Here is a 13,286-nt window from a genome sequence, read left to right as displayed (position 1 = left end):
AGCGTCCGACTAGGCGGACAGCGCCGCCACCAGCACCGGGGTCACCTGCTCCACCTGCCAGGGCCGCGCGCCGTACCCCGCCAGCGCCGCCCCCACGGTCTCCGCGTCGACGACATTGGGCGGCTCCCAGCAGATCCGGCGCACGGTGTCCGGCGCGATCAGGTTCTCCTGCGGCATGGTGAGCCGCTCGGCCAGCGCCGACACCGCGGCCCGGGCCCCCGACAGGCGAGCCGCCGCGGCGGGGTCCTTGTCGGCCCACGCCCGGGGTGGCGGCGGCCCCGTCACCGGCTGTCCCGGCTGCGGCAGCGTGGCGTCCGGCAGCGCCTTGGCACGGTCCACCGCCGCCTGCCACTGCTCCAGCTGCCGCCGCCCCATCCGGTGGCCGTAGCCGTTCAGCCCCGCGAGGGCGTGCACGTTGGCCGGGAGCGACAGCGCCGCCTCCACGATCGCCGCGTCACTGAGGACCTTGCCCGGCGAGACGTCCCGCTTCTGCGCGATCCGGTCCCGGGTCTCCCACAGCTCCCGCACCACCGCGAGCTGCCGGCGCCGGCGCACCTTGTGCATCCCCGACGTCCGGCGCCAGGGGTCCTTTCTCGGCTCGGCCGGCGGCGCGGCCGCGATCGCGTCGAACTCCTGCCGTGCCCACTCCAGCTTCCCCTGCCGGTCCAGCTCCTTCTCCAGGGCGTCCCGCAGGTCCACGAGCAGTTCGACGTCCAGCGCCGCGTACCGCAGCCAGGGCTCGGGCAGCGGCCGGGTCGACCAGTCGACCGCGGAGTGGCCCTTCTCCAGCACGAAGCCGAGGACGCCCTCGACCATCGCGCCCAGTCCGACCCGGGGGAACCCGGCGAGCCGTCCGGCCAGCTCGGTGTCGAAGAGGCTGCTGGGCGTCATGCCTATCTCGCGCAGGCAGGGCAGGTCCTGGGTGGCCGCGTGCAGCACCCACTCGACGCCGGCCAGTGCCTCGCCGAGGCCGGACAGGTCGGGGCAGGCGACGGGGTCGATCAGCGCGGTCCCGGCGCCCTCCCGGCGCAGCTGGAGGAGGTAGGCGCGCTGGCCGTAGCGGTAGCCGGAGGCACGCTCGGCGTCGACGGCGACGGGGCCGGAGCCGGCCGCGAAGGCGGCGATCACACGGGCCAGCACGGCCTCGTCCACGACTACCGGCGGAATGCCCTCACGGGGCTCGAGCAAGGGGATCGGCGCCTCCGTCACAGAAGATCCGGCGTCGTCCGGAGGAGTGCCCCCGGTGGTGCGCAGTGAACTGTCTGCTGCGGTGTCTTGGGCGTCGGTCACCTGTCAAGGGTATCTGTGTGGGGACGGCGTCCGTCGACGGAACGTTCCGCCGACGGACGCCGAAGGGTCGTAAACCAGTCAGGCCGGGGAAGGATCAGGTCCACGAACGGGGGACAAGGGGCTACGGCATGACGACGGACCAGCGGCCGGTCCGGTCACACCGGTGAACGCATGTGCAATAGGAGTCGTTCGGTCAGTGGATGATGCCGGTGCGCAGGGCCACGGCGACCATCCCGGCGCGGTCGCCCGTGCCGAGTTTGCGGGCGATGCGGGCGAGGTGGCTCTTGACGGTGAGGGCGGACAGTCCCATCGAGACGCCGATCGCCTTGTTCGACTGGCCCTCCGCGACCAGCCGGAGCACCTCGACCTCACGGCCGGAGAGCTCGCGGTAGCCGCCCGGGTGGCTCGGGGCACCCGGGGGGCGGCGGTGCATACGGGCGGCGGAGCCGAGGGGGGCGGCACCGGGTCGGGTGGGGAGCCCGATGTTGGTGCGGGTACCGGTGACGACGTAGCCCTTGACGCCGCCGGCCAGGGCGTTGCGCACGGCGCCGATGTCGTCGGCGGCGGACAGGGCCAGGCCGTTGGGCCAGCCCGCCGCGCGGGTCTCGGACAGGAGGGTCAGGCCGGAGCCGTCGGGGAGGTGGACGTCGGCGACGCAGATGTCGCGGGGGTTGCCGATGCGGGGACGAGCCTCCGCGATGGACGAGGCCTCGATGACATCGCGCACACCGAGCGCCCACAGATGGCGGGTGACGGTGGAGCGGACGCGCGGGTCGGCCACGACCACCATGGCGGTGGGCTTGTTCGGGCGGTAGGCGACCAGGCTTGCGGGCTGCTCTAGGAGAACGGACACCAGGCCTCCTGGGTGGGGGACGGGGCCGGCTTGTGGGGGAAGAAGCCGGGACGAACCGTACTTTCAAGGTCACAGTCGTCTTCGGCATCAAACCCGTCCGCCTTTAGAGAATGATCACGATCTGGTGAGTAACAATCCGTGCAATTCGGACGCGCGATCGATCATCCGAAGATCGAATCGGTTCGGGCTGTTGCGGTACGGGACAGAAAGTGGCCGTATCGACAAAGAGATGGTCAATGACGGGTGAGTCGACGGGGCCCGGGTGGACGGGTCCCGATCGGCGGCGGTGAGGGTTCAGCGCGCCTGCGGGTCGCGGCGCTGCGGCAGTGTGACCACCGAGGCGTCGCCCGGGGCGGCCGGGGGCAGGCCCGCCACCTGCGCCAGCAGGTCGCACCAGGAGGCGAGGTGGGCGGCGGTGTCCGGGGCGCCGGAGCGGCCCTCGCGGGGCGTCCAGGAGGCCCGGATCTCGATCTGCGAGGCGGCGGGTCGCGCCGACAGCCCGCCGAAGTAGTGCGAACTGGCGCGCGTCACGGTCCCGCTCGGCTCGCCGTACGACAGGCCGCGCGCCTGAAGGGCGCCGGTCAGCCACGCCCAGCAGACGTCCGGCAGCAGCGGATCGGCCGCCATCTCCGGCTCCAGCTCCGCGCGCACCAGCGTGACCAGCCGGAAGGTGCCATGCCAGGCCTCGTGCCCGGCCGGGTCGTGCAACAGCACCAGACGCCCGTCGGCCAGATCCTGGTCGCCGTCGACCACCGCCGCCTCCACGGCGTACGCGAACGGGGCGAGGCGCTGCGGGGCGGGCGTCGGCTCCACCTCGACCTGCGGCCGCAGCCGGGCACCGCGCAACGCGTCGACCGCGGCCCGGAAGGCCGGCGGTACCGGCGGCGCCGTACTCCCGGTATGCCCTTCGTCCTCCCCGGTGTCCTTCCCCTCGCCCATCCCGCCAGCGCCGTCCGACAGTCGTCCCTGAGCCGCAGCCATGCGGGGAAGAGTAAGGGGAACGACGCCTTCGCGCAGGGAGAGACACCACCTAAGGACCACGTAAGGGCGCCGCGCCGCCGGTCTGCGGGGCGTGCGAGACTTGCCGTCGTGAGTGCGAACGGAAGCCCCACGGGCCAGCAGCCGACAGCGACGTACGACAGTGCCTTCCTCAAGGCGTGCAGGCGTGAACCCGTGCCGCACACCCCCGTGTGGTTCATGCGGCAGGCCGGTCGCTCGCTGCCGGAGTACCACAAGGTACGCGAAGGCATCCCGATGCTGGAGTCGTGCGTGCGGCCCGAGCTGGTCACCGAGATCACACTCCAGCCGGTGCGCCGGCACAAGGTGGACGCGGCGGTCTACTTCAGCGACATCGTCGTCCCGCTCAGGGCCATCGGCATCGACCTCGACATCAAGCCGGGCGTCGGCCCGGTCGTCGCGGATCCGGTCCGCACCCGCGCCGACCTCGCCCGGCTCCGGGACCTCACCCCCGAGGACGTCCCGTACGTCACCGAGGCGGTCGGCCTGCTCACCCGCGAGCTCGGCCCGACCCCGCTGATCGGCTTCGCCGGCGCCCCCTTCACCCTCGCCAGCTACCTCGTCGAGGGCGGCCCCTCGCGCACGTACGAGAACGCCAAGGCGATGATGTACGGCGACCCGCAGCTGTGGGCCGACCTGCTCGACCGCCTCGCCGACATCACGGCCGCGTTCCTGAAGGTGCAGATCGAGGCCGGCGCCTCCGCCGTCCAGCTCTTCGACTCCTGGGCCGGGGCGCTGGCCCCCGCCGACTACCGGCACTCGGCGATGCCCGCCTCCGCGAAGGTCTTGGAGGCCGTCGCCGGGTACGGCGTCCCGCGCATCCACTTCGGAGTCGGCACCGGCGAACTGCTCAGGCTCATGGGCGAGGCCGGCGCGGACGTCGTCGGCGTCGACTGGCGGGTCCCGCTCGACGAGGCCGCCCGCCGGGTCGGCCCCGGCAAGGCGCTCCAGGGCAACCTCGACCCGACGGTCCTGTTCGCCGGCAAGGAGGTCGTGGAGGCCAAGACGCGCGAGGTGCTCGACGCGGCCGCCGGCCTCGAAGGCCATGTCTTCAACCTCGGCCACGGCGTGATGCCGTCCACCGACCCCGACGCGCTGACCCGGCTCGCCGAGTTCGTCCACACCGAGACCGTCCGCTGACGCGGCTTCACCACGTGTGCCGGGGCCGGGCCTGCCTGCCGAACAGCAGGCCGCGCGGCTCCGGCGGCGGCGGTGTGCCCGGCTTGAGCGGCCAGGCGAGCACCATGCCCACCAGGAAGCCGACGATATGCGCCGCGTACGCCACCGTCCCGGCGTCGGAGACGCCCTCGCCGGACGAGTACACGGCCTGGAGCACGAACCAGAAGCCCAGCACCAGCCAGGCCGGCAGCCGCAGCGGCAGGAAGACCAGGAACGGGACCAGCACCCAGACCCTGGCCTTCGGGTAGAGGACCAGGTACGCGCCCAGGACCCCGGCGATCGCGCCGGACGCGCCGATCAGCGGATCACCCGACGAGGCGTTGAGGAGCGCGAAGCCGTAACCGGCCGCGTAGCCGCAGACCACGTAGAAGAGGAAGTACCGGATGTGTCCCATCCGGTCCTCGACGTTGTTGCCGAAGATCAGCAGGAACAGCATGTTGCCCAGCAGGTGCAGCCAGCTGCCGTGCAGGAACATCGCGGTGAACACCGACAGCGGCGGCGACTTCTGGTAACCGGGCGCGCCGAGGACACAGCCGGGACCGTCGCGGCCGAGGCCCACCTGACCGGTCGGGACCGCCTGCGGCATCTGATGGTGGATCAGCTCCCGGGGCACCGCCGCGTAGTGGTCCATGAAAGCCTGCAGATGGCACAGCTGCGCCAGGTCGCTGCCGCCGGCCACGGAGTCGGCTATGCCGGGCGTGAACAGGAAGACGAGCACGTTCGCGGCGATCAACGCGTACGTCACGTAAGGCGTGCGACGCGCCGGGTTCACGTCATGAACGGGGATGACCACAGCTGACTAGTGCCCAGACGGGGGGTGCTCGAAGCGCGGGGAGTTCCGGTGAACGCCGGCACGCGCGCGTGCGTATCTCCTTGCGACCGACGTGAGCTTCAGGCGACGTGAGGAACAGGCGATGAACGACCGGGTTACTCCTCAGACATTCCCTCCCATGCAGGCGCTCCCCGACGGTGAGGCGGAGCTCTCCCTCGTCGTGCGGCTTCCCTGGGAGGACGTGGCACGGCTCGGTCAGGAAGCGGGGCGGCTCGCCGCACAGATGCAGCGGCCGGTGACGCTGGACGAGGCGGTGAGCAACCGGCTGCGGTCGACCCGGCCGGCGGCGGCGCATGCGCGGACGGGGGCCGAGCAGCCTGCCGCCGCGGCCGCGCCGGGAGGGGCGGGGGTCACTTCGCTGCCGCGGATCAGCGGGACGGCTTAGCCGCGTTGCGGGGTGCCGGTCCGGTGGGAGCTGGTCGCTCCCCCACTCTCGGCTTCGCTCGAGCGGGGGGACCCCCATCGCGGCGGTAGCCGCATATCGGCTACCGCCCCGCGCCCCTGACGGGTGCTTCAGCGAGCGTCGCGCACCTTGGTCGCCGCCTTCCGTGCCGCCACCAGTACCGGGTCCCACACCGGGGAGAACGGTGGCGCGTAGCCCAGGTCCAGGGCCGTCATCTGTTCCACCGTCATGTTCGCCGTGAGGGCGACCGCCGCGATGTCGACGCGTTTGCCCGCGCCCTCGCGGCCGACGATCTGGACGCCGAGCAGGCGGCCCGTGCGGCGTTCGGCGAGCATCTTGACCGTCATGGGGTTCGCGCCGGGGTAGTAGCCGGCGCGGCTCGTGGACTCGATGGTGACCGTCTCGAACTGGAGGCCCACCCGGAGGGCGTCCTTCTCGCGCAGGCCGGTGCGGGCGATCTCCAGGTCGCAGACCTTGCTCACCGCCGTGCCGACGACCCCCGGGAAGGTGGCGTAGCCGCCGCCCACGTTGGTGCCGATGACCTGGCCGTGCTTGTTGGCGTGGGTGCCCAGCGGTATGTACTGCTCCTGGCCCGAGACCAGGTTCAGGACCTCCACGCAGTCGCCGCCGGCCCAGATGTCCACGTGACCGCGTACCCGCATCGCGAGGTCGGTGAGCAGGCCGCCGTGCCGGCCGACGGGCAGGCCCGCCGCCCGGGCGAGACCGGTCTCCGGGCGCACGCCGATGCCCAGGATCACCACGTCCGCCGGGTACTCGGCGGCCTCCGTCGCCACCGCGCGCACCCGGCCGTCCTGGCCGGTGAGCACCTTGGTGACCTCGGTGTCGTTCACCATGGTGATGCCGAGGCCCTCCATGGCCTCGTGCACCAGGCGGCCCATGTCGGGGTCGAGCGTGGACATCGGCTCGCTGCCGCGGTTGACGACCGTCACCTGGTAGCCCCGGTTGATCAGCGCCTCGGCCATCTCCACGCCGATGTAGCCGGCGCCGACCACCACGGCCCGGCGGCCACCCGTGCGGGCCAGCGTGTCGAGGAGTGCCTGGCCGTCGTCCAGGGTCTGCACACCGTGCACCCCCGGCGCGTCCGCGCCCGGCATGTCGGGGCGGACCGGGCGGGCGCCGGTCCCGATGACGAGTCGGTCGTACGGCGTCCAGGACTCGGCGCCGGAATCGACGTCACGCGCGCGTACCCGCTTCCCGGCCACGTCGATCTCGGTGACCTCGGTACGCATCCGGAGGTCGATCGCGCGGGCGCGGTGCTCCTCGGGCGACCGGGCGACCAACTGGTCCCGTTCGTCGACGTCTCCGCCGACCCAGTACGGGATCCCGCACGCCGAATAGGAGGTGAAGTGGCCGCGCTCGAAGGCCACGATCTCCAGTTCGTCCGGTCCCCGCAGCCGGCGTGCCTGGGACGCTGCGGACATGCCCGCGGCGTCACCGCCGATCACGACCAGTCGTTCCCGCCCACTGTGCATGCTCATGCGAACACGCTACGGGGCGCGGTCCTTTCGGGCTCGCTCAGGTCTCGCCGCGGGGCCGGGCGGTGGCACGGCGCCGGCGGACGCCCTTCCACCACAACAGCGCCAGTACGGCCGCCAGGGCCGCGAACGGCAGGGCCGCGCCCAGGGCCAGGGCGATCCAGCGCAGCATGGTGACGAAGACGTGCCAGCCGCCGGACAAGGCGTCCACGAACCCCGGGCTGTCGTCCTTCTTCGCGGTCTTCGCCACCGGTGTCTGCGTGAGGGACAGCGTGATCGTGGCCATGCTGGTGCGGTCCTTCAGGGACGCCTGCTGGGCGAGCAGGGCCTCCAGGTCGGCCTCCCGGCTGCTCAGCTCACCTTCGAGGGCGACCACGTCACTGAGCTTGGCCGCCCGGTCCATCAGCTCGCGGACCCGGGCCACGCTGGCGCGCTGCGACCTGACCCGGCTGTCCACGTCGACCACCTGGTCGGTGACGTCCTGCGCCTTCGCGGTGCGGGCGATCAGCTTGCCCGCGCCCTGGAGGGCGGTGAGCACCTCGTCGTACTTCCCGGCGGGGACCCGCAGGACCACGCGGGTGTGTTCGTTGCCCGCCGAGTCCCGCGCGGTGGTCTCGTCGCCGACGTAGCCGCCCGCGTCCTCGGCCGTGACCCGGGCCGCGTCGAGGGCCTTGGGAACGTCCTTGACCCGCACGGTCAGGGACGCGGTGCGGATGATCCGGTTCGCGGTGAGGCCGGGCACCGTCCGGGCGGCCCCGCTGCCGCTGTCCTTGGCGCCCGCCGAGCCCACCGCCTCCCGGGCCGCGCTGCCGGCGCCGGCCCGTGCGTCGCTGGCGGAGCTGCCGTCGGAGCCGCCGTTCGCACCGCATCCGGCGAGGACGAGGGCGGCGGCGAGCAGGAGGCCGGTGAGGGCGGGGCGTACGGGTCGTACGGGTTGGCGCATGGTTCCCCCCGGGGGGTCGTGAAGACTGACGCTCCTTCGACGCCGGGACGGGCCGGGACGTTTGACGGCGCCGGTCCCGATGCGGTCACGGTCCGGACGCGTACGGGTCACCGGGCCGGCGTGGGAGTGCCGGCGGGGTTGTGAACAGTCGGCTGTCGATGGCTCTCGAGTGCGTTCTGGCCCGCGTGAGTGAGCCTCGGGACGGCGGGCGCGCTCTCCGGACGCGCAGCGAACGCGGCCGACCAGAAAGCCCAACACCGTCCGGGGCGTTCGGCTGAGCACGAGACCTGGCAACAGGACTCCCCGCTCAGTCTCCAGGAACGGTCTGAGAGAGTGAGGACATGAGCGCAACGGGCACGGGTACGGGTACGGATCGGGTCGTCGTCATCGGAGCCGGGATCGCGGGGCTGGCCGCGGCCCACCGGCTGCTGGAGCGCGGTGCGCACGTGACCGTGCTGGAGGCCTCCGAGAGAGTCGGCGGCAAGCTGCTGCCGGGCGAGATCGCGGGCGTGCGGGTCGACCTGGGCGCCGAGTCGATGCTGGCCCGCCGGCCCGAGGCGGTCGCCCTCGCCCGCGCGGCGGGCCTCTCCGGCCGGCTGCAGCCGCCGGCCACCGCCACCGCCTCGATCTGGACCCGGGGTGCCCTGCGCCCGATGCCCAAGGGCCACGTCATGGGTGTACCCGGCACCGCCGCCGCGCTGTCCGGGGTGCTGTCCCAGGAGGGTCTCGACCGCATCGAGCGCGACGCCGACCTGCCCCGCACCGAGATCGGCGACGACGTGGCGGTGGGGGAGTACGTGGCCGCCCGGCTCGGCCGGGAGGTCGTCGACCGGCTGGTCGAGCCCCTGCTCGGCGGGGTCTACGCGGGCGACGCCTACCGCATCTCGCTGCGCTCGGCGGTCCCGCAGCTCTACCAGGCGGCCAGAACCCACGCCTCGCTCACCGAGGCCGTCCGCGAGATCCAGGCCAAGGCGGCGGCCGACCAGCAGACCGGCCCGGTCTTCATGGGCATCGAGGGCGGCGTGGGCACCCTGCCGCTCGCGGTGGCCGAGTCCGTCCGGGCCCGCGGCGGGGAGATCCTGACCGGGACGCCCGTGACCGGACTGCGCAGGGAACCCCAGGGCTGGCGGATCAGCACGCCCGGCCGGGTGCTGTCCGCCGACGCCGTGGTCGTCGCCGTTCCCGCCCCCGCGGCCGCCGGCCTGCTGCGCGCCGAGGTGCCCGCCGCCGCGGCCGAGCTGGCCGCCGTCGAGTACGCCTCGATGGCCCTGATCACCCTCGCCTACCGCCGCGCCGACGTCGCTCTTCCCGCGGGCAGCGGCTTCCTCGTCCCGCCCGTCGACGGCCACACCATCAAGGCCTCCACCTTCGCCTCCCAGAAGTGGGGCTGGATCGCCGACGAGAACCCGGACACGGTCGTCCTGCGCACCTCGGTCGGCCGGTACGGCGAGACCGCGATCCTCGGCCGCGAGGACGCCGACCTCGTGGAGCTGTCCCGGCACGACCTGCGCGAGGCCACCGGCCTCGACGCGGTCCCCCTCGCCACCCGTGTCACCCGCTGGACCGAGGGCCTGCCCCAGTACCCGGTCGGCCACCACGCGCGCGTGGCCCGCGTCCGCGAGCACGTCGCGGGGCTGCCGGGCCTCGCGGTCTGCGGGGCGCAGTACGACGGTGTGGGCATCCCCGCCTGCATCGCGAGCGCGTACGCGGCGGTGGACCAGCTGGCAGGCGACCTCAGCGGCGTCGCGGAGCTGACGGCCAACCCGGTGCAGAGTCTGCACGGGGGAGCGGGAGAATAGGGACCATGAGTGACGACGCCCCCACCACCGAGTCCGGCAGGATCCCGAACAAGGGCAAGCTGGCCAAGGACCTCAACGAGGTCATCCGCTACACCCTGTGGTCGGTATTCAAGCTGAAGGACGTGCTGCCCGAGGACCGCGCGGGCTACGCCGACGAGGTCCAGGAGCTGTTCGACCAGCTCGCCGCCAAGGACGTGACGGTCCGCGGCACCTACGACGTCTCCGGTCTGCGCGCCGACGCCGACCTGATGATCTGGTGGCACGCCGAGACCAGCGACCAGCTCCAGGAGGCCTACAACCTCTTCCGCCGCACCAGGCTCGGCCGCGCCCTCGCACCGGTGTGGTCGAACATGGCGCTGCACCGCCCCGCCGAGTTCAACCGCTCGCACATCCCGGCGTTCCTCGCCGACGAGACGCCGCGCAACTACATCAGCGTCTACCCGTTCGTGCGGTCCTACGAGTGGTACCTGCTGCCCGACGAGGACCGCCGCCGGATGCTCGCCGACCACGGCAAGATGGCCCGCGGCTTCCCGGACGTGCGCGCCAACACGGTCGCCTCGTTCTCGCTCGGCGACTACGAGTGGGTGCTGGCCTTCGAGGCGGACGAGCTGTACCGCATCGTCGACCTCATGCGCCACCTGCGCGGTTCCGAGGCCCGCCGGCACGTCCGCGAGGAGATCCCGTTCTACACCGGGCGCCGTAAGTCGGTGGCGGAGCTGGTCGCGGGGCTCGCCTGACGGTTCTGCGGTGCCCGGGTGCGGCCGGGGGTCCGGGGGTCCCCCGGGAGACGCGGCACCGGGCGCCGTAAGGGCATCGCGGTCGTGACGGTCGTCAGCGTCGGCCGGCCTCCCCCGTCAGGGAGACCCGGGGGTTCTTCCGCCGGGTGTGGTCGGCCGGCACCGACGCCTTCGGCTCCGGGTGCCCCGCGCAGGAGGCGCGCCGCTCGGGGAGCCGGCCCTCCAGCAGGTAGGCCTCCAGGTAGCCGTTCACGCACTGGTTGGGGCCGCCGCCGATGCCGTGCGTGCCCGCGTCCCGCTCGGTCACCAGGACCGAGCCGGACAGGCGCCGGTTCATCTCCAGCGCGCCCGTGTACGGCGTGGCCGCGTCCCGCTCGGCCTGCAGGATGAGCGTCGGCGGCAGCTCACCGGGGCCCGTGCGCACGTCGAGTGCCTGCTGCCGGGGCACCGGCCAGTAGGCGCACGGCAGATTCATGAAGGCGTTGCCCCAGGTCTCGAAGGGTGCCACCCGCGCCAGCCGGGTGTTGTCCTGGTCCCAGGTCTTCCAGTCCGTGGGCCAGGGCGCGTCGTTGCACTCGACGGCGGTGTAGACCGCGTTGGAGTTCTCCGCCTCGGCGGCCGTCTCCGCCGTCGGCGCCGCCAGCCGGACCAGCGGCCCGGCGTCCCCCTTCAGGAACCTCGACAGCGCGTCGGCACGGCTCGGCCAGAAGTCGTCGTAGTACCCGGCCGACAGGAATGCGCCCTGCAACTGTCCCGGCCCGACCTTCCCGGCGGCCGCCTTCCTGGCCAGCCGCCTGCTCGCCCTGTCGTAACTCGCCTGCACCTTCGCGGCCGTGTCGCCGAGCCCGTACACGTCGTCGTGCCGGGCGATCCACTCCCGGAAGTCCGCCCACCGGCCCTCGAACGCGGCCGACTGCTCCAGGTTGTTCCGGTACCAGATCCGCTCGGGGTCCGGGTTCACCGCCGAGTCCAGCACCATCCGCCGTACGTGCGAGGGGAAGAGGGTCGCGTACAGCGCCCCGAAGTAGGTACCGTACGAGGCACCCATGAAGGTCAGCCGGTCCTCACCGAGCGCCGCGCGCAGCACGTCCAGGTCACGGGCGTTGTTGAGCGAGGTGTAGTGACGCAGCCCGCTGCCGGAGCGCTTGAGGCAGCCCTGCGCGTACGCCTTCGCCTCCGTGATCCGGGCCTCCTTGTACGACTCGGAAGGGTGCGTCGGTGCCTGCGACGGCGCCTTGAAGAAGTGCCCGGGGTCGACGCAGGACAGCGGGGCGGAGCGGCCGACGCCGCGCGGGGCGTAGCCGACCAGGTCGTAGGAGGCGGCGATGCGCTTCCACTCGGGCAGCGCGCCGATCATCGGGAAGAGCATCCCGGAGGCGCCGGGGCCGCCCGGGTTGTAGACCAGGACGCCCTGCCGGGGCACCCTGCGTTTGCTGTTGTGCGGGTCCGTGTGGGTCGCGGCCACCCGGCTGACGGTCAGTCTGATCTGTTTGCCGTCCGGGTGCGCGTAGTCCAGCGGGACGCTCACCGTGCCGCACCGGAAGGTGGCCGGCGCCTCCAGGTCGGCGGCGCACCGGCCGAAGCCGATGCCCGCCGCGCGCGCCCGCGCCGCGGCCACGGCGGTGCCGCGCAGTTCGGCCGCCGCCGTGTCCGGGACGCGGGGGACGCTCCCGGCCGGGGCGGCGGCCAGGGTGGTGAGGATCAGGGACCCGGCTGCCGAGTACAGGGCGGGGGCTCTCATGGCGTATCCCTTCGGTGCAACGGCTGCGGTGGCATGGCGGCAACGGCACCGCAGCGACTGCACGGCAGCATGAAAGGGATATTTCGACCGGTTGCGGGCGAAGGCAAGCACCACCGGGCCGGTGTCGGCGCAATGCCCCCGATGCGCCCCGGCTCACGGCCGCGGCAGCTGGTCCCGGTGTGCGAAGGCCGCACGCAGCTCCGGTTCGCCGATCGCGCGGATGCCGCGCACGGCGACGGAGGCCAGCAGCGACTGGTCGTCGGCCGCCCGGTTCGCCCGCCGGTGCAGCACGCCGAGGAGCCGCTGCCCGGCCGGGGAGGCCCAGCGCGAGTACGGGTGCACCTCGATCCGGGCGATGGCCAGACAGCTCAGCGTCAGGGTGAGGGGCAGCGCGAACCACACGGCGACCAGGTCGCGGGGCATCCCGGTCGGAGCGGGCAGCGTGAGCGCGGCGGCGCCGAGCCCGAGGACCGCCAGCGCGGCGGCCCGCACCTGCCGGACACCGGACGCGACCGTGGTCCGCGCCGCCGCGTCGGGCACCGCGAGCCCCGCCCGCACCAGTTCCTCGCCGAGACTGCGCACGGCGTCCGTGTCGGCCGCCGCCGAGCGCACCGGTGCTATCCGCGACTGTCCGTCGGGCCCGATGGCCCCTATCACCGACCGCTCCATCTCGTCCCGCCCGCGCGGGTCCACGACGGTCGCCCAGCCGGTGTGGGCGAGCAGCAGCCGCCGTTGCCGGGCCATGGACACCAGCGTCAGATCCGCGACCCGCGCGGGCCCGCCGGACAGGAACGCGGCCTCGTACAGCGTCAGATCGTGCCCTCGGCCCGCGTCCGCGTCGGCGGCCGCCGTCCGCACGGCGGCCAGGCACAGCCGGGTGCAGGCGGTGCCGGCGACGGCCCAGGCCAGGAGCAGGAGAAGGACCCAGAACATGACATGTTTCTATGCCAGGGGCTTGGCCGCCACCATGCCCTGTTCACATTCCGGACCGAGTGT

12 protein-coding genes are annotated in these 13,286 nt (G+C 73.1%); 4 read left to right on the top strand and 8 right to left on the bottom strand.

What is annotated here, in order from left to right; translation table 11 throughout:
- Positions 1-9: 9 nt before the first annotated feature.
- The 3 genes from LQ326_RS27340 to LQ326_RS27330 all read right to left on the bottom strand — a co-directional run bounded on the left by LQ326_RS27340 (position 10) and on the right by LQ326_RS27330 (position 3,124).
- Positions 10-1,290, bottom strand: a complete 1,281-nt coding sequence (locus LQ326_RS27340; protein WP_234540772.1) for a ribonuclease D — start codon at positions 1,288-1,290, stop codon at positions 10-12.
- A 193-nt stretch (positions 1,291-1,483) separates the two neighbouring features.
- Positions 1,484-2,143 (bottom strand): helix-turn-helix transcriptional regulator, encoded by a 660-nt coding sequence (locus LQ326_RS27335; RefSeq protein ID WP_055540149.1) that lies wholly within the window; start codon positions 2,141-2,143, stop codon positions 1,484-1,486.
- A 294-nt stretch (positions 2,144-2,437) separates the two neighbouring features.
- Positions 2,438-3,124 (bottom strand): DUF3000 domain-containing protein, encoded by a 687-nt coding sequence (locus tag LQ326_RS27330; protein ID WP_234540770.1) that lies wholly within the window; start codon positions 3,122-3,124, stop codon positions 2,438-2,440.
- Positions 3,125-3,232: 108 nt separating this feature from the next.
- On the opposite strand from LQ326_RS27330, the gene hemE reads away from it, so the two are divergent.
- The gene (hemE, locus tag LQ326_RS27325; protein WP_234540768.1) at positions 3,233-4,300 is read left to right on the top strand and encodes a uroporphyrinogen decarboxylase; all 1,068 of its coding nucleotides are present in this window, start codon (positions 3,233-3,235) and stop codon (positions 4,298-4,300) included.
- A gap of 7 nt (positions 4,301-4,307) precedes the next feature.
- Here hemE and LQ326_RS27320 read toward each other — a convergent pair whose 3' ends face one another.
- The gene (locus LQ326_RS27320) at positions 4,308-5,132 is read right to left on the bottom strand and encodes a rhomboid family intramembrane serine protease (protein WP_234540766.1); all 825 of its coding nucleotides are present in this window, start codon (positions 5,130-5,132) and stop codon (positions 4,308-4,310) included.
- A gap of 121 nt (positions 5,133-5,253) precedes the next feature.
- Between LQ326_RS27320 and LQ326_RS27315 the strand changes: the two genes are divergently transcribed.
- Entirely contained in the window at positions 5,254-5,556 is a 303-nt protein-coding gene (locus tag LQ326_RS27315; RefSeq protein WP_234540764.1) for a hypothetical protein, read from the top strand.
- A 128-nt stretch (positions 5,557-5,684) separates the two neighbouring features.
- Here the strand turns inward: LQ326_RS27315 and LQ326_RS27310 are convergent, their stop codons facing one another.
- Both LQ326_RS27310 and LQ326_RS27305 read right to left on the bottom strand, forming a co-directional pair.
- Positions 5,685-7,073: an FAD-dependent oxidoreductase gene (locus tag LQ326_RS27310; RefSeq protein WP_234540754.1), complete on the bottom strand. Its 1,389-nt coding sequence runs from the start codon at positions 7,071-7,073 to the stop codon at positions 5,685-5,687.
- A gap of 37 nt (positions 7,074-7,110) precedes the next feature.
- Complete coding sequence (locus LQ326_RS27305; RefSeq protein ID WP_234540745.1) at positions 7,111-8,013, bottom strand: DUF4349 domain-containing protein; 903 nt, start codon at positions 8,011-8,013, stop codon at positions 7,111-7,113.
- Between the two features lie 341 nt (positions 8,014-8,354).
- Here LQ326_RS27305 and hemG point away from each other — a divergent pair, with 341 nt between their 5' ends.
- Together hemG and hemQ are read left to right on the top strand one after the other, a co-directional pair.
- A complete protein-coding gene (hemG, locus tag LQ326_RS27300; protein WP_234540742.1) occupies positions 8,355-9,812 on the top strand; it encodes a protoporphyrinogen oxidase in 1,458 nt (485 codons plus the stop codon).
- 5 nt (positions 9,813-9,817) lie between these two features.
- Positions 9,818-10,549 (top strand): hydrogen peroxide-dependent heme synthase, encoded by a 732-nt coding sequence (hemQ, locus tag LQ326_RS27295; RefSeq protein WP_234540740.1) that lies wholly within the window; start codon positions 9,818-9,820, stop codon positions 10,547-10,549.
- A 94-nt stretch (positions 10,550-10,643) separates the two neighbouring features.
- Here the strand turns inward: hemQ and LQ326_RS27290 are convergent, their stop codons facing one another.
- Positions 10,644-12,290 (bottom strand): alpha/beta hydrolase, encoded by a 1,647-nt coding sequence (locus LQ326_RS27290; protein ID WP_234540738.1) that lies wholly within the window; start codon positions 12,288-12,290, stop codon positions 10,644-10,646.
- 153 nt (positions 12,291-12,443) lie between these two features.
- Positions 12,444-13,223, bottom strand: a complete 780-nt coding sequence (locus tag LQ326_RS27285) for a TIGR04222 domain-containing membrane protein (protein WP_234540736.1) — start codon at positions 13,221-13,223, stop codon at positions 12,444-12,446.
- Between the last annotated feature and the right edge of the window lie 63 nt (positions 13,224-13,286).

This window comes from Streptomyces shenzhenensis (assembly GCF_021462265.1).
Taxonomy (GTDB): domain Bacteria; phylum Actinomycetota; class Actinomycetes; order Streptomycetales; family Streptomycetaceae; genus Streptomyces; species Streptomyces shenzhenensis.
Note: the sequence above shows the minus strand (reverse complement) of the source record. Positions and strands in the feature narration are given on the sequence as shown.

Bases quoted from the DNA above. Each gene is read 5' to 3' on its own strand.
- LQ326_RS27315 (WP_234540764.1), top strand. From the start codon at position 5,254: ATGAACGACCGGGTTACTCCTCAGACATTCCCTCCCATGCAGGCGCTC.
- hemG (WP_234540742.1), top strand. From the start codon at position 8,355: ATGAGCGCAACGGGCACGGGTACGGGTACGGATCGGGTCGTCGTCATC.
- hemQ (WP_234540740.1), top strand. From the start codon at position 9,818: ATGAGTGACGACGCCCCCACCACCGAGTCCGGCAGGATCCCGAACAAG.
- LQ326_RS27285 (WP_234540736.1), bottom strand. From the start codon at position 13,223: ATGTTCTGGGTCCTTCTCCTGCTCCTGGCCTGGGCCGTCGCCGGCACC.
- LQ326_RS27330 (WP_234540770.1), bottom strand. From the start codon at position 3,124: ATGGCTGCGGCTCAGGGACGACTGTCGGACGGCGCTGGCGGGATGGGC.
- LQ326_RS27290 (WP_234540738.1), bottom strand. From the start codon at position 12,290: ATGAGAGCCCCCGCCCTGTACTCGGCAGCCGGGTCCCTGATCCTCACC.
- LQ326_RS27310 (WP_234540754.1), bottom strand. From the start codon at position 7,073: ATGAGCATGCACAGTGGGCGGGAACGACTGGTCGTGATCGGCGGTGAC.
- LQ326_RS27305 (WP_234540745.1), bottom strand. From the start codon at position 8,013: ATGCGCCAACCCGTACGACCCGTACGCCCCGCCCTCACCGGCCTCCTG.